Raw genomic sequence first — 18,485 nt, forward strand, 5'->3', positions numbered from 1 at the left:
ATCGGCACGGCAGTTGGCGTCGGAGAAGGCAGGAGCGGGCGTGACGGAACCGCTGGAGAAGCGACTGGAGAAGGCGATGGCCGAACTCCAGGCCGCCCAGGAGGCGGTCGCTCGGACCGAGCGCGAACTGCGGCAGGCCTCGTTCGCGGTGCTCTCCTCCGACCGCGCGGTACGCGCCACCGTGGGCCCGCAGGGCGAACTGGCCGGGATCGAGTTCCTGGAGAACAAGTACCGCGACATGTCACCCCAGGAGCTGGCCGCCAGCGTCCTGGAGGCGGCGAGCGCGGCGCGGCTGAAGATGAACCGGCACGTGCTGAAGGCGATGGCGCCCTTCGCCGAGCCGAGCAGCAACGTGCCGGAGCTGAAGGGCTTCGAGCTGGACTGGGAGCGGATCTTCGGCTCCGAGGTGCTGCGCGAGGACAACGAGGACACGGCACGCGACGACCGGGCCACCCCCGGCTGGCGCGACGCGCTCGGCGAGGACGGGGAGGACTGATCGTGGGACAGCGGTACTACGTCGCCCCTGGGCGGATCGAGGCCCTGGCGCGGCAGCTGGAGGAGATCGGCACCTTGTCCAGGAACATGACCGAGGAGTTCCTAGACGAGCTGGCCCTCACCGTCAGATGGCCCGGTACGGAGGGCGAGTTCGCCGAGAAGGCCAGACCGCAGGAGCAGAAGGAGCGCCAGACCACCAAGGAGACGATGATGGCCGTCCGCGACGTGCTGGTGGGCATCACCGACGCGACGGTGCTCCAGGTCCGGATGATGAAGGACACCCGCGACCGCAACCTGGAGGGGATCGAGCGGCACAACAACCGCACCAACACGGGTGGAGTGTACGGCGAGGGCAACCCGGGCGGGCATGGCCGCCGCTGATCTCCGCACCGTGGGCCGCCCGACGTCGGCTCGGGCGGGCACGGCCGCCTCGCCCGGCACCGCGGGCCGCTCCGGTACCAGGCCGGGAGCGGCCGCCCCGTCCTGCCTGCGCGGCCCCCGGAGCGGCCCCCGATGAGCATCAAGGCATCGCCCGAGGTCAACGCGATGATCTTCATCCTCACCGGGGAAAGACTCATCGACGCCGACGAGGACCTCGCCTTCGACAGCCGTCTCGCCTACTCCGGCCTGGGCCGCAAGATCGACCGGCTCTCCTCTCTGATCGACAAGTCGGTCCACGACATCGCCGATTCCATGCCCGACGATCTGTCCAAGGCGTACGCCAAGGCGATGGGCATGCTCATCGACGACGGAGGCAAGAACTTCCTCCGCGAGTTCGCCGAACAGCTCGACAAGATCGCCGAGGGCCGGCGCAAGACCTCCATGGACATCATGGAGTCCAAGTGGCAGGTCATCGCCGAGGTCATCCGGCTGCTCATCGAGATCGCCATCTATCTGGCGCTGTCGTTCTTCACCGGCGGTGCCACGGCCGGCCAGATCATGATGGCCAAGCTGCGCAGCCGGTTCCTCATCCTCACCACGCTCAGCCATCTGCTCCAGCGACTGCACCTGGCGCCCTCGCTCACCGAGGCGTTCGCCGAGGCGTTCACCACCTTCGCGGTGCGTCTGGCGATGATGAACTTCGCTCCGGAGGGCCGCCGCCCCGACGGCTTCGACTGGAACGACATCCTCAAGTCCGCGGCGTTCGGCGCCGCGGCGGGTTTCTTCACCAGCATCTTCGACGACTTCGCGAAGCGCATCGTCAAGAGCTACGACAACAACTACCTGAAGAACGGCCCGGACCTCGAGTTCAAGAACAACCCCGGCTGGCGGAACACCCCGGGCCTCGAATTCCGGAACAACACCCCGAACCCCAAGCCGAACCCCGATCCCACCCCCAACCCCCAGCGCGACAACCCGCCGAGCAACCGGCCCTCCCCCAGCCCTCACCCCGACAACACACCTCTCACGTTCCGGAACAATCCGCTCTCCTTCCGGAACAACCCCAACCTGTGGCGGAACAACCAGCTCCTGCGCAACAACGCCGACCGCCCTGGCGCGCTGGCCGGACACTACGGACTCAAGGGCACGGCGGACTTCCTCGCGGCCGGCTCCGGCGAGGCGCTCGCGGAGATCCTGATCAAGGGCGCCTTCGACGGCGACTGGTCCACCAGCTGGTCCACGTTCGTCGGGGCGGGCATCAGCAGCCAGGTCGAGGCCACCCTCACCGACACCGCCCTGAACAGCGGTGCCGAACTGCGGCACGCGATCGACAAGCTGCGCAACCAGCCGGCCACCGTCTCCGGCGACACCGGGGACTCCGACACGCGGGACTCCGGCGGCTCCTCACGCGCGGAGGGAGGCGACGACTCCGACCGCACGGACGGCACCCCGCGCACGGACAGCGCGGCCGGAGAAGGCTCCGTACTCAATTCGCCCCCGCCCTACGCCGCGGGCAACCCGCCGCCGTACTCCCCCGGCACACTTCCCATGAGTGCGGCCGAGATCGAACTGTGGCAGGAGGTCCACAACGGATCCGCCGAGGTCCGCGAGCAGGCACTGCGCGAGCTCGCCGCGCTGCGCGGCGACCAGCCGGGCAGCACCGAGATCGGCGTCCGCGACAGCCTGCACGGCAATCTCTCGCAGCAGCCCGAGATCAGAGTGGTGCCCGCCGGGAACAGCCCCGCCGCCCAGATCGACGCCGACGAGGTACGCCGCGCCCTCGACGGTTTCGGAACCCCGATCACGGTGGACACCCCGATCACCACCGGCCAGGCCGAAACGGACGACCTTACGACCACGGCGCCGGGGCAGGCGGCCGGCAGTCCTGTCACGTCCTCCGGCCCCGACCCGTCGGCCACAGGCCGTCCCAGCCCCTCCCCGGCAGCCGGTCCGAATTCCTCCGCCACGCCCGGCACGAGCACCGCCGCCCGGCCGGGCGGCATCCCCACCGCCGGCGCCACGCCGACTCCCTCCACCGCATCGCCGCAGGGCAACGCCCGCGCCGAGGCGGACACCGACACCGGGGCACGGACCGGCACCACCTCGGAGACCGCCGTGTCTCCGGAGACCATCGCGCTCTCGGAGACGGGCGCGACCCCGGAGACCATGTCGTCCCCGGAATCGGCGAACTCGGCCGGAACCACGGTCACTTCGGAGCCGGGAGGCGATGTCCCGACAACGGCCGACGACAGCACCGCCGATCCGCCGAAGGTGAGCACCATCGGCTCGTACACCGACGGCGGTGCGGCGGGCGACACCGACGGCGCGCTCGATACGGGCGACATGCGCGGCAGCGGCAGCGTGCGGGACGTGAAGGCCGGACCCAACCCCGCCGGGAACCCCCTGCCCACCCAGGCGCCACCGCTGACGATCGTCGTCTCGGCCGGCCCGCCACCGGGAGAGGGGTCACCGGAGGCGGACGAGCTGCTGGACGGGGCCGGGACCGACCGGGCCGTGGTGCTCGGGCCGGCGGTCACACCGGACGGAGCGGGGCGCCCGGTACGCGCCGCCGTCGAGCTGACCCGTGAGGGGCCGGGCGCCCCGGTCCGGGTCCGTACGCTGTCCGGCCCGGCGGCCACCGCGGCCCCGACGCCCACCACGGACACCACGGACACCGCGGACGCCACGAGCACCACGGTCGCCGCGGACCCCGCGAACGCCTCGTTCCCCGGCGCGGACGTGCTGCTGCCGCTCGCCGACGCCCTGGGCCGGGCCCCCGCCCCCGCTCCCCGCCCCGCCACCCAGAGCGCCGCGAAGGCCGACGTCGACCCCGTCGTGACCACCCGGGCGCCCCTTCCGAAGTCGCTCGAGGAAGCGCCGGCGGAGCCGAGCGCGGAGCCGGCACCTCCCGCACCCGGCAACGGAGTCGACCCCGGTCCCGCGGCCACCACCGTGCCCGCCGCGGCCAAGCTCGCCGCCCTGTCCCGCCCGTGGACCGATCCCGCCACCGACCTGTACCTGGAGTCGGGCACCGGCGGCGGAGGCGACACACGTGTGCCCGGCCCCGGCGGCCGGCGCGGAACCGGGAACGGCGGCACCCCGCCCCCGGCCACCACCGACCACGCCCCGGCCACACCCCCCGCAGCGCCCTCACCACCGGTGCGGATCGTCGTACGGCCCGCGGACACCGCCGACGGCAACGGCCCGGCGCGGCCCGTAGGCGAGCCGGTGGTCACCACCCTGGACGGACACACGGTGCCCCTCGCACAGCTACGGCGCTGGATGCCGGATGCCGCTGTGAAACCCCCACCGGGGCGTGCCGTCCGGACGCTGACCATCTCGCAGAGCCCGGCCGAGGACGGTACGGCGCACAGCGCGGGGCGCCGCGCGCTGCTCGGCCAGGACACCTTCCGCGGCGTGCGCACCACGTCCACGCCCCAGGACCCGCAGACCGCCACGGTCCCGCGCGCCCCGCGTACCGTTTTCACCGGTCCGCCGACCGCGCTTCCCGGTTCGGGCACCGAGCAAGGCGCCGACTACTTCGCGGGGCACGGCACCTCCCGCACCGTCACCCTCGGCACGGACGACGCGGCGTACCCCACCGTGAAGGTCAGCGGTGTGCAGCTCGGCGAGGTGCTCAAGTCCTGGACACGGGACAGCGACCAGGACCGGCCGCTGGTGCTGTTCTCCTGCGAGACCGGACGGCAGCCGGAGGTGGCGGGGCTGCCGGTGGCACAGCACGTCGCGAACCGGACCGGGCGCCCCGTGTACGCGCCGACCACCGAGGTGGGCACGGCCCGCGACCGGGACGGCCATGTCCGTGCGGTGCTCACCGAGGGCGCGGACGGGCCGGGACGGTGGCGGCTGTTCACCCCGGAGCCCAGCGGCACCGCACTGGACGACCTGGCGCGCGACGCCGGCCTGCACGCCGGCCCGGAGCCGGCCGACCCGTTCACCCGGGCCCGTACGCTCCAGCAGATCCGCACGCTGCGCGAGACGCTCGGCCCCGACGCCGAGCAACGGCCGGAGAACCGGGAGCTGCTCGCCGGGCTCGCCTATGTGGACGGTCTGCGCTGGCTCGGCGCGGACACCGCCGCCCGCTACGGCGACGGCCGGATGACCCCGGACCTGCTCCGGCGCATGGTGGTCGACCGGCGCGCCGCCACGGGCATCACCACGTCCGATCCGACAGCCGAACCGACGACCGACCCCACCGCCGAGCAGTACACGGAATTCCTGCGCGCCGCGGCCGGGTTGCGTACCACCGCCGGGCCCGGCACCACCCTCGACGCCCTGCTGCCGCCGCCCCCGCCCACCCTGCCGCCGACCACCCTGGTCTCACCGGAGGACGTGCACGGCCTCTCCTACGCACCGTCCGCGCAGATCACCTGGTCGCTCTCCAGCACCCCGCTGCCCCTGTCCGAGCTCGCCTTGAGCCCCGAGGACGCCGCCGAACTCGCCCGCCGCAGGCCCGACCTGGCGCCCCCGCCGAGCCGCCCGGAGAGCATCGCGGAGGAACTGACGGTGTTCAGCAAGGCCCCGAACCCGGCCGGCCCGGCTGTCATCGTGCGGGCGGACGGCCTGGCCTTCAACCAGCTGACCACCCCGGGCGGCGGGAACTGCCTCTTCCGAGCGCTGCTCGACGCAGCGGGCGGACAGAGAAGCGCCGAACAGCCCGCGTGGGTCGGCGAAGACGTCGCCGGGCTGCGCGCGCTGCTGCGCGACCGGATCACCGCTGAAGACCTGCGCACCGTGGTGAACGATCTGATCCCGGACCCGGTGTTCACCGTGGTGGACGACCTGCGGATGCAGGCCCTCGCCGGAGAGCGGGACCCGCACGAGCAGCGCCGGATCACCGACGAGTGGAACAGCGTCGCTCAGGCCGTCGTCACCGACGGGGACGCCGAGCGGTGGCGGCAGATCCTCCGGAACAGTCAGTACTCGGAGCTCGCCGTGGTGGCACCCACGCCCGCCGACGCGCGACGACTCGGCGGGGGCCTGCTGCTCGCCGCGGCCGCCGAACGCTCCGAGCTGTGGTCCTCCCCCATCGCCGACCTGCTCCCGGAGGCCCTGGCACACGCCCTCCACCTCGATCTTCGGCTCGTCCGGCCCGACCCGCACGCACCGGACGGCTTCCTCGTCACGACGCTGAACCCCGGTGGCCAGGGCGGCACCCTGCATCTGGCGTACAACGGAACCGACCACTACGACGCCCTGATCCCCGCGTCGGCCGTCCCCGCCCCTGCGGCGACCGTGTCCCAGGGCCAGGACGGATCCGACCACTCCGGGGCGTCGGTACCGCTGGAGACCCAGCTCGACCGGCACCGCCCGGCGCGGCTGCTCACCGGCGAGGAGGCCCCGCCCCCGGGCCCGGCACCGAACGGCGTCACCTTCCAGGACGGCAGCCGGCTGCCCGTCGTCCTGATCAACCCGGACGCCGATCCCGGCGACGGCACACCGGGCGGGCGCGTGGACGGGGCTCCGCACAGCACACCCACCGGGCTCCTCACCGGCCCCGGCGTCCTCACCCTGCGCTCGCCCGAGCAAGTGGCGCGGGAGATCCTCGGCCGGCTGCCGCAGAAACTCCGTGCCCAGTTCGACGAGGCGGAACTGCTGCGCCTGCTCACCGACCAGCCCGCCGCGTTCACCGCCCCGCGCGGTGCGCGCCTGGTGGGCCGGGAGAAGTCCGGGGTCGGCCACGAAATGACGGTCGAGGCCATTCCGTACCACCGCTGGGAGCGCTTCTCCGACGTGCACGGCGGCACCGTCCGGCTGGACACCATGCGGCGCGGCCAGGCGGGTACGGGCGGCGGACGCAGCGTCGGCCACGGGCGCCGGATCGCCGCCGCGCTGAGCATGGGACCTCCCCTCAGCTGGCTGCTGAAGATCGGTGTCTCACTCGGCTGGACCCGCCGGACGGACTACACCCTGGGTACCCAGGCGTTCCACCAGAGCGAGTACCGGGCGGTGGAGGGTTCGCACCTGCACCTGGACGACGTCTTCTACCGGGTGCGGGTGGAGCGGGTCACCGAGGCGCCGAAGACCACCGGCCAGGACAATGCCGACCGGGCGGACGCGGCCGACCCGGCCGGCTCGCCCACACCTGGCCCCCGCTGGCTGCGCGGCACGGTGCACACCTCGGAGTTCGCCGTGCGGGACGGGCTGAGCTGGCGGCTGCCGGACGACTTCACGGTGTCCTTCACGGGGCCCCGGCGAGCGCCGCAGACACTCACGTTCCCGGACGGAGTGGAACCGCGTGTCACCGACATCACCGGACTCCACCTGACCGACGCACCCGAGGACGTGGCGCTCGCCGTCTCTGAGGCGCGGCCCGGCAGTTCGGCGCACCGCACCCTGGTCTCCTACGTGCGCCCGGGGCGCCTGCTCGCTCTGTTCGGCCGGTTGTCCGGGCCCGTGAGCGGACCCGAGCTGACCCGGGGCAGCGGCCGGCATCCGCTGGGGCACCTGATCGTGGAGCGGTCGGTGGCGCACCGGGGCACCCTGGTCAACGAGTCGGTCAAGGCGGAACTGCGCGAACTCACCCAGACCACGTACCAGAACCAGCGCGGACACGTCCGCGACACCAACTTCGGCATCCAGGTCACCTCCGGCCCGAACCACACCCTGGTCGGCCCGGATACCGACGTTCGCCTCCAGGGCGGGCCGCTGGTGCGCGCGGACCTGAGCTCCGGGCGGGGCCACTACCTCGGCACCGACGCGGCCCGCAAGACCACCGGCCGGGTACGCAACCATCCGGTCGCGCTCTACCGGGTGGAGCGCACTCTGATGGTGCGCCGGGCGGGTGAACCGGCGTCCGCGGCCCGCCCGATCCGGGTGGTCACCCTGGACTGGATGTCCACCCAGGACGCCCGCGAGCTCGCGGGCTGGGACAGCCGCACGCCCGGCCGGACGGGTCCGAATCCGGACGCCGAACCGCCGGTTCCCTGGTACCTCACGCGTGAGGACCCGGTGCATCTGAGCGGTCAGGTCCGTGCGGAGGGCTTCCGCCCCCTGCCGCGGAACCAAGCCCAGCAGCAGCCCGCGGCCCAGGCGCAACCACCGGCACAGCAGCCCGCGGCCCAGGTCCAACCACCGGCACAGCAGGGCCAGGACGGGCAGCCCGCCCCCCAGGACCCCATGCGGGCCTTCGCCGACGCGGTACTGGAAACCCTGCACCGTTCGTACCCGTCGCTGTTCGTACCGCCGCTGATGCTGCGGCACCCGCGGCTGGCCAAGTTCTGGTACGGCGACGGGCGGATCCGGACCGCGCTGCACAACGACCGCCAGGTGCGCGAAGCGCTGAACCGGACCACGCTGGCGCAGAGCCTGGACGACCTCACCACCACCGGTGTGCCGGTCACGCTCACCGAGGACGGCAAGGTACGCCGCGGTCACCACACCCTGATCCTGCGGGCGCGCCTCACCGACCGACGGTTCGAGACCACCATGAGCGAACGCTCGCTGCGCAACGCGGTCATCGGCACCGAGCTCTCCGGCCAGGGACAGCAGGCGTCCAGCACCCTCTCCGGCGGTGTGGAGCTGGGCATTTCGCCACGTGACCACGACACTGTGCCCGGGGCCGGCGGGCCGCGCCAGACCGGCAACGTGGCCGTCGGCGCCCGCTACGCCAGGACGAACCAGAAGGCCACCCGGAACACGGTCGCGGTCGTGCACGACCACCTGACGTACCAGAACAACGCGGACCTCTACAGCTACCAGGTGGAACTGGGCGCCACGTTCGAGGGTCACCGCCGGCCACGCGGCTGGACCCGGCTCGTGTCCGTCGGTGTGCTCGGCGCGGGCCTCTTCGTCAGCAAGGTCGAGGAACGCCCGCTGTTTCGCGGGGGCAGCGAGACGGTGGGCCGGGTGGAACTGGCCGTGCCCGCGGCGCACGGCTCCGACCGCCACGCGCCGGCGGACCCCCCGCCCGGCGGCCCGACACCCGAGCCCGAGCCGGAGGTGCTCCCCGCCGAAGAAGCGGACCAGCTCCTGGACGGCACCCGCCCTTCATCGAGCACCGACTCGGCCCCGGACAGCACCTCGCCCTCGTCGAACACCGACTCGGCCCCGGACGACACCCGCCCATCGCCCACCGCGGACTCCGACGACGGACAGCTCACCAAGAGGCTGCTGAGCGCCCCGCACGCGGTGCTCAGCACCGAAGGCGGCCGACAGCGCCAGCAGCTCATGCAGGACACCGCCGACCGTGCCTCGGGCACCTCCTGGCACGTCAGCGCCCCCGGCGCACCGATTCGCACCGCGCTGCGCCGGACGATGGCGAACCTCGGTGTGGCCGGGCAACTCGGCCAGTACCTGGGTCCGTTCGGCTCCCGCATCACCGGACTCATCGGTGCCGGCCCCTTCCAGACCCACTATCTGAAGGCCGCGGTCCGTGGCGAGCTGCGCAACCTGCGTGTCATGAGCGACCCGAAGCCGGCCAGCCTGGAGGCGACGCTCGGCAACGAGCACCGCGTTCTCGGCAGCGCGAGCACCACCTCCCGCACCACCCTCGGCCTCCAGGGCGCCGACATGCCGCTTCAGCAGGCCCCGGGCCGACAGGCGGTGTCCGGCTCCTACTCGGCCGCCCTCCAGTACGCCTGGGGCACCGGCCGCAGCATCTCGCAGACCCTCACCCGGGGCCGTAACACCACCCTCACCTTCGCCGGGCGCATGTACCTCGTGGTCGCTGACGTCGCCGAGACCATCGCGGTGCGGGACCGATGGACGGCCGCGATGGGCGCCATGGGCACCCGCGCCGGTACCGGGATCAGCTCCGCCGCCGGACGGCTCTCCGAGCGTCTCGGCCGCGGCCTCGCCCCCCGCCGTGCCGCTGCCGCGCTCCACCGCATCCGTGACGCGGTGATGTTCCACCTGCCGATGCAGGACGCCATCGGAGCGGGGCTCGCCCCCGACGGCCTGGGCACCGAAACCCCGCGCAACCTCGGCGACGGCTACCAGGTCCCCGACTTCCTGCGTGACCGGCGGTTCCCCAGCCATCCCAGCGGCCAACTCGACGCGAGCGACACGGCGCAGAAGCTCCGTGCGCATCTGGAAGCCCACGGTGTCCCGTCGCACGACCGGGAGCAGATCCTTCAGCGGCTCTCACCGGACTTCCTCCGTGCCCACCTCCATGAACTGACCACGGACGGGATGTCCCTCCCGATCCGCCACCGCACCTGGTACAGCCCGCACCACGTGCCGGTCGGCGGCAGCACCGGTCAGGTCCGGTTCAGGCTGACCCCGGTCACCACCACCGTGGAACGGCTGCGCACCGGCTTCGAGCTGGAGGACTACCGCAACACGTCCCGTGACGACGCGATCGTCGCCACCCAGGACCGCGGTGGCGACGTGACACTCGGTACCGGACAGCGAATGTCGGACGGTGCCCTCGCCGCCAATCCCTCTCTCCAGGGCACCGCGGCCAAGCAACGGTCGAACGTCCGCACCGAGACCACGGGCAGGATCTCGATGCCGGTGATCGCCACCACCCAGGTGCACGCCGAGATCGTCACCAGTTACCGGCTGACCGTCACCGTGACGGACGCGACCGGCGAACCGCTCTTTCCCCAAGTCGTCTCCGACGTCGGCACCCTCAACGAGATCCTCCCGGCGAGTCTGCTCACACCGAAGGGCAAGGGGGCCGACGGCGCGCTCACCGAGCAGAAAATGCCTCAACCGGCCCCCGGTGTCGCACTGTTGACCGCCGCGCAGGCCCGGCCGGAGGGCATCGCGGCCTGGCGTACCTCCGCCGCCGACGACGGCAGCCCCGACCCGGACGTCCTGACCTTCGACGACCGGATCGGATCCGGCATCCTCGCCGTGGACATCCGCGGAGCGGCCGGCGTGCAGGACGCCCTGACCCTCGCCACCGCCCGCGCCGACGGCCTGGGCGACGGCGACCTCGGCAAGCGGCACACCGAAGAACTCGCCGCACAGGTGCGCAAGGCCCGCCGCACTCCGCTCACCGGCCTCGGCACCGCCCCCGCCCAGGCCCAGTCGGAGGCGACCTCGCAAGGCGGCCTGACCGCAGGCTTCCGCGAAGCGCTCGGCGCGAACGGCTCACCACTGCCCACCCAGTCGTCCGCTCGCCTCTTCGGCCAGTCCCACACCGCTGACTCACGCCTCTACGCGAGGATGCACCGGAGCGGCGCCCGACTGCTCGCCGTCGAGAGCAAACCGCGTATGGAGGCGATGCAGCGGGCGAAGACCTCCGACGCGCTGGACATCGGCATCACCGACAACGTCGAGGCCGCGGTGGGCACCTCGCCGCTGGCGGGGACCAGCAAAGCCGGCGTGATCAACCCCGGTGCCACGGTCCCGATCGGCGGCGCGAACGACACCACCGCCCTCAAGGCCACCGTGGACACCACGCTCGGCACCCACCTCAAGGTCGTGACCGACCGCAGCATGCTCTTCGCGCTGCCGGTGAGCTGGCTGGCGGTGGCGGAGGTGAACCACCGGATCACCGACGGCCGCCCGCTGCGCGCGCTCGGCAAGGCCAAGCGCGGACCGCGTGCCGCTCAGGCCGAGACCACCGCCCTGGTGTGGCTGCGCGAGGACATCGCCCGCGACTACGGCCTCCTGGACGACACCACGTTCCCGACCGAGGTCCGCACGGCCTGGGACGCCATGGCGAAGGCCGCGGCCGATCTCGCCACGGCCGAGAAGCGCTACTACGACGCCCGGGCGCGCGCCCGCGAGACCTGGCTCAACCTCAGCGCGGAAGAACAGGCGGCGCTCGGCGACGACCGGCCCGACCTGGCCACCGTCCTGCCGCAGGACACGGCCCGGTCTTCGGCCGTTGCCGCCTGGCAGGCCGCCCGTGAGGAGGTACGCCGCTGGGAGCGGCACACCGACGCCGCCGCAGCGGACCATCACCGGCTGCACCTGGCCGCCACCCGCCTCACCGCCCACTCCCGGGGCAGGCCCTCCGACCCGCTGGGGGACCCGCCGCAGGAGTACACCGAGCCGACCTGGCGCTCCGAGGCGCCCCAGCCCTACCGGATCACCAGCGCCACCGGCTCGACCCCGCGCACCCTCAGCTCCCCGGACGACACCACGGTGCGCGAGGTGCACGACATGCCGCACGACGGCGCGTCCTTCTTCCACGCGCTGCTCGCCGTCGCCCAGCACCGCCCCGGCCTCACCCACCTGATGGAGCCCGACCTGGCGGCCCGGTTCACCACGGCCCCCGGCAACGAGAAAGTCACCGCCGAGGCCATCGACGCGGTCCGCGGGAGCCTCGCCCGTGCGCTGCTCCACGACCGCAACGAGGACCTCCTCGACGCCCTCGCCCTGGACGCCGCGGACACCTTCACCAAGGAAGAACTGGTCCGCGCTGGGGTCGAGTTGACTCCCGAGCAGCAGGCCGAGTTCGAGGCCTTCGGCCGACTGCCGCAGACCTTCTGGCCGTCCCCGGCGCAGCGGGTGGCGCTGGCCGGCATCGCCCTGGCCCGCCCCTTCGCGAGCGAGCCGCGCCAGGACGGTACCGCGGCGGACCCGAGCAGCCCCGCCCCGCCCGAGCGCCGCGCGGGCGACCACGGCGGCGCCGACCTGCTGCCCGCACTCGCCGCTCGGGTCCTCGGTACCCCGCTCACCGTGGTGACCGGACAGGGCCACGAACAGATCTTTCTGCCGCACGGGGGCGACCCCGCCACCGTCGATCGGGCCGCCGACCCGGTCCTGTTCGCCGCCGACGGCTTCTTCCACGCCGCCCTGCCGCCGGGCACGCCGCCCCCCGTCGCCACCCCGCTGCGGCCTCCGACGACCACCTCCGACACCGGCTCGAAGGGCAGGGAGGGTTCGGACGGTACGGACGCCGGAACGTCGGGCACGGCCACCCTGCCCCTCGTCTCCCGCCAGGAGACCACGAGACACGCCGCCCGCCGCAGCCACGCCGCCCCGCCGTGGTTCCCGCCGACGGACAGCGGCGTCCCGCGCTACCGTCTCGCCGGGGACGGCGTCCTCACCGCACCCGACGGCGCCACCTACACCCAGGGCGCGCACACCGGCCGCGGCAACGGCTTCTTCGGCGCGCTCTCCACGGCCCTGCGGCACGCCGCCGAACAACCCGGACTGGAAAGCCGTACAGCATCAAGGCTCCGCCTTCGCGCCGGAACGTCACCCACACAACTGATGCGCCTCAACGGCCTTCCCGGCGCCCCGGCCCAGCGCGACTCACTCTTCACGCCCCCTCCCCTGCCGCGCCGCCCCGGCGCGCCCGCGCCGAGCCGCGAAGCCCGTGACATCCATCTGCGCCGCCACCTCTCGGCAGCCCCGTGGGGCCCTGAGGCCGACCGCGCCGTGGCCGAGTGGGCAGCCGCCGCGACCGGCGTCACCGTCACCCTGATCGAGGAGAACGGCACCGCCCACACCTACCCGGGCCCCTCCGGGGACACCGGCCCTCACCTCAGACTCCGGCGCCGCGGCAGCGACTTCGTGCCGCTGATCCTCCGCCGCCCGGCACCCGAGCCGAAGACGCCGCAGACGAAGGACACAGCGGAGCAGAAGCCGGCCCCGCCACCCCAGACCAACGAGCAGCAGGCCACGGAAAGCCTGCTCGACGCCCCCGTCGACACCGCTCTGCCGGTTCCGACCGTGGCGCAGCAGAACCCGGTGGCCGTTCCCCTGTCCCCGTCCCCGGCATCGCCGACCGGCAGCGCTCTTCCGGGCCTCCCGGGCGAGGAGGAGGCGTACGAGCTGAGCACGCTGTCCGGGGCCGGCACCACGATGGACACCGGATCGGATTCGGACGTCGAGATGGACCTGGTCTCCGACACCGAGGGTGATCACGCGGACGTACCGACCGACCCGGAGGAGGAGTTCGCGGCCGAGTTCGCCCGCCTGTTGAGCGAGCTCGAGCCGCGGGCCGACGCGCTGCTGGACGTGGTCCGACGACGCAACGCCAGGCTGGGCGGCTTCCCGGACACGGCGTTCGACGGCGCCTTCACCGAGCACGCCGGCATCGGCCTGCCCGAAGCCCTGGACCAGGCGGAGCGGGACAACCGGCTCCAGCCCGATGACTACGAGGCGTTGCGCGAGGCGCTCGGCCTGGGCACCGGAGGCCCCTTCACGCAGACACGTCCGACCGGCACCTCGCAACGGGACCGCGAGGTGACGCTGCGGATGCTGGACCGGGTGGCCCGCCTGGTGAAGGAAGCCCTGCGGAAACCGGACCGCGCCGCGGACGCCCAGGTGACCCCGCACATCGCCGTGGGCCTGCTGCCGGACGGTTCCCTCGGTATCGCCGGCAACACCGGCACGAAGGCGCTCACCCCGGCGGAGGCCGACCTGGTGCGCGAGGAACTGGCCTGGTTCGTATCGGGTCAGGAGCCGGGAGGCACACGACGGCAGCAGGAACTGGAGAAGTGGTCCCGCGACGAGGAGTCGCACCGACAGTGGTCGGCACATCTGGCGGAGCGGCAGCGCGAACTCGAACACCGGTCCGAGGAACAGGCCGAGCTGCACACCCGGCTGAATGAGCAGTACGAGTCAGGTGTCTGGAACGACCGGTTCCAGCAGCAGTGGGACGCCCTGCTGCTGGACGAAACGGCAGCCGATCAGGACTGGCACAGCTTGGCGCAGGAACAGCGGCAATGGCAGAGCGACGAGCGGTGGCTGGCGAATCGCCGCCCCGGAGTCGCGCGTGAACTGCGGGACCACACGAAACTGCGGGCCCTGGCCACCGGCTGGTACCGGCTCTACCACCCCGACTCCCCTGAACTCGAAGTCGTCCAGCGGGCGTTGGCCAACCCGCGCATCCTCAACGTCGCCGGCCAGGACGGGAACCTCACCGCCGCACCGTACGGCTCCGAGCACGGCGAGCTCACCCTGCTCGGGCACTGGGTCGCGCACTGGGAGAACCACCCCGGCGACCCGAATGCCCCCCAGACGCTCCAGCTGGGCGGGTTCAAGATGGCCTGCGCCGCCTGCGACCTCGCCTATCAAGCGGTCAACCAGCACCTCGGAAGCACACTCGGCTACCGGGTCGAGGCGTCCGGCACCCACGGAATCTTCTTCCCCGGCTGGCGCATGCCGCAGTGGATGCGCCTGCGGCCCGCGCTGAGCGACCACATCAGCGACAACGCGGAGAGCATCGGCGCGTACCTCGACGAAAACGCAGTGCTCCGAGGTGAGACGACGCCGAACGAGAACGCGCAGTATCCCGACACTTCCTCCTCGGAGTACGAATCCGGCGAGGAAGAACTCGACACGGACGACATGGCCGACTCCTCAGCGTCCGCCACGGGCGCGGTGGGGCCGCGGCTGCCACAGCCGGCTCCCGCCGAACCGTCCCCCGAGGCGGAGACGGACCCGGGGACGGCGACACCCGAGCCCCAGGACGCGGAGCCCCCCAAGCCGGTCCTGAAGGGCCCGAGGGACACCCGGCCTCGGTTCGTGGTGCGGTCGGGCTTCGACGCCCGGCGATTCATCTACGACGGAAAGCCGGTCACCGACCTCACGGTACGCATCGCGATACGGGGCCCTGAGGGAGACGCCGCCCGGGTCCGCCAACAACTCGACGCGGGTGTCCTGCAGTTCCTCAACGACCCCGGACACCGGCTGCCGAACGGCGACCGTCTGCACGTCACCGTCGAACACGTCGCCCTCTCCGACTCCCCGCACCTCACCGTGGACCTCGCCGACCGCGACCGGGCGATGGACCAGAACACCTGGTGGACCGACGCGGACCCCGTCGAACTGGTCCACGAACTCACCCACCAACTCGGCCTGCGCGACGAATACCGCGACACCACCTCCCCCCACCGCCCCCACATCCCCGGCAGCCTCCTCGGCGCCCTCCACGACAACCCCGAAGACCCCACCCTCACCCCCGCCGGCCTCCGCGAACGACACCTCGCCCTGCTCGCCACCCTCATCGGCGACCTCACCCCCACCCCACAACACAGCCAGACCTGGGACACAGCACGCACCACCACCACACCCGTCACCCGCCGATCCCTCTGGATCGACCCCATCTCCCTCCCCCAACCGACCGACAACACCACCACCGAGATCCCCGCCCGCACGCGGCAGAACCCCGACACCACACCCACCACCACACCGGAACCGACCCTCACCCCCTTCAAATCCGGCAACTTCGAATTCACCAACCTCAACCACACCAACGAGAAGTACCGCGACAAGGCCGTCCGCATCATCGATCTGCTCCGCAGGCACGACACCATCCGGGACTACATCGGCACACGCCCCTGCCGCATCACCCTGCATCTCCGCACGACCGAGACCCCGGCCGACGTCACGGACCTGCTCCAGGACGGCGTACAGATCAACCTGGCCAGCTACTACTTCGAGAAGTACGACATCGGCTACATCATGGGCATGCTGGCCCACGAAATCGGCCTGCACCCCCTCGCCACCCGGAACTCCGAGATCCTCGACGAGGAGGCCATGTTCCAGGACACGCCGCTGGCCGTTCCGGGGCTGTCCGACCTTCAGGACCCGCGCTTCATGAACACCACGGGAGCCGGTCAGGCCGACCACATCATGGCCGCCTACACCAGCAGCTCAAGGCACCGCATCTACCGCAACATCGTCCTGGACATGGCCCACACCCTCGCCGAGGACGCACAGTCCCACGAAGAAGGCGCCAAGGCCCAAGACGTCACCGACCTGATCGACTGCTACCTGATGGACCTGGCCACGATCGCCGTCAGCAACGACAGACGCAAGGACGCCGCCTGGGAGCCCAACTACACCGCCAAGGTGTACAACGCCTACAAGGAGCTGTTCGCCGCCCGGTTGGCGCAGAACAGCCCGGTGCGAAGTCTGCTGCCGTCGGACAAGAGCTGGTACAACGTCACCCGCAATTTCGTCGGACTCGGCAGCAGCCTGGTCTTCAAGAACCGGGGCGACAGCATCCAGCGACCGACGTCGCAACAACAGACCAGTGGCAGCACCGGCGAAGCCCGGCCTCGGCTGCCCCAGCCCGACACCGCCTCGGTGGCGCACACCCCGCCTCCCGGCGAGCCGCGGCCTCGGCGTCCACGCGACCGCCGCCCCAGGTTCGTGGTGCGGTCGGGCTTCGACGCCCGGCGGTTCACCTATGCCGGTGAGCCGGTCACCGACCTCACCGTCCGTGTCGCGATACGCGGCACGGACGCACAGGCCACGCAGACCTTCGACAAACTCGAAACAGGCGTCTTCGCACACCTCAACGACCCCGGACACCGGCTGCCGAACGGTGACCGTCTGCACGTCACCGTCGAACACGTCGCGCTCTCCGACTCCCCGCACCTCACCGTGGACCTCGCCGACCGCGACCGGGCGATGGACCAGAACACCTGGTGGACCGACGCGGACCCCGTCGAACTGGTCCACGAACTCACCCACCAACTCGGCCTGCGCGACGAATACCGCGACACCACCTCCCCCCACCGCCCCCACATCCCCGGCAGCCTCCTCGGCGCCCTCCACGACAACCCCGAAGACCCCACCCTCACCCCCGCCGGCCTCCGCGAACGACACCTCGCCCTGCTCGCCACCCTCATCGGCGACCTCACCCCCACCCCACAACACAGCCAGACCTGGGACACAGCACGCACCACCACCACACCCGTCACCCGCCGATCCCTCTGGATCGACCCCATCTCCCTCCCCCAACCGACCGACAACACCACCACCGAGATCCCCGCCCGCACGCGGCAGGACCCCGACACCACACCCACCACCACACCGGAACCGACCCTCACCCCCTTCAAATCCGGCAACTTCGAATTCACCAACCTCAACCACACCAACACGACCTACCGCGACAAAGCAGTCCGCATCATCGAGTTGCTGGGTGAACACCCGACGATCCGCGACTACATCGGTAGACGTCCGTGTCGCATCACACTCCATGTCCGTACCAGGGAAACCCCCGCCGACGTACGCGATCTGGACGCCGACGGTGTGCAGATCAACCTGGCCAGCTACTACTTCGAGAAGTACGACATCGGTTTCGTGATGGGCATGCTCGCGCATGAGATCGGTCTGCATCCTCTGGCCTCCCGGAACACGGACATCACCGTCGAGGAGCGAGGGCTGGAGGACATGCCGCTGCCGGTGCCGGGCCTGCTGAACCTCAGCACACCGCGCACCATGAGCACGGAAGGCGCCGGCCAGGCCGACCACATCATGGCTGCTTTCCCGAGCACCACGAGGCACCAGATCTACCGCCGGATCGTCGTGGAGATGGCCGAGGTACTCGCGCGCGAGGCGCGGAGCGGGGCGGGGAGCACGAAACTCGCAGACGTCACCGACCTGTTCGACTGCTACCTCATGGACCTCGCGTCCATCGCGGTCACCAACGACCACCGGATGAGCGCGGCGGCGGAGCCCGGCTACACGGCCAGGGTCTACAACGCCTACAAGGACCTGCTCCACGCCGAACTGTCGGCGGCCCCGGCGCTGCGGGCCCTGCTCCCCTCGAACAAGAGCATGTTCGGCGTGATCAACGATTTCCGGCGCATCGGTACCTACATCGCGATCAACAACCGCGGCGACAGCATCCAGTCGGTGCCGACGGCCTGAACACAGAGACGCGCCCCCGCCCACCGCGGGAGGAGTGCGGTGTGCGGGGGCGCGGGCACATCGGCCAGTGACCG

Annotated in this window: 3 protein-coding genes; all 3 read left to right on the forward strand. The window is 71.8% G+C overall.

Features of this window, described 5'->3' with window-relative positions:
- Window positions 1-40 precede the first annotated feature (40 nt).
- On the forward strand, window positions 41-496 hold the full coding sequence (locus DN051_RS03540) for a YbaB/EbfC family nucleoid-associated protein (protein ID WP_053756889.1): 456 nt from the start codon (window positions 41-43) through the stop codon (window positions 494-496).
- 2 nt (window positions 497-498) lie between these two features.
- Complete coding sequence (locus DN051_RS03545; RefSeq protein ID WP_112437948.1) at window positions 499-876, forward strand: hypothetical protein; 378 nt, start codon at window positions 499-501, stop codon at window positions 874-876.
- Window positions 877-1,008: 132 nt separating this feature from the next.
- Window positions 1,009-18,411: a WXG100-like domain-containing protein gene (locus DN051_RS03550; protein WP_246040903.1), complete on the forward strand. Its 17,403-nt coding sequence runs from the start codon at window positions 1,009-1,011 to the stop codon at window positions 18,409-18,411.
- Window positions 18,412-18,485 lie beyond the last annotated feature (74 nt).

The organism is Streptomyces cadmiisoli (genome assembly GCF_003261055.1).
Taxonomy (GTDB): Bacteria; Actinomycetota; Actinomycetes; order Streptomycetales; family Streptomycetaceae; genus Streptomyces; species Streptomyces cadmiisoli.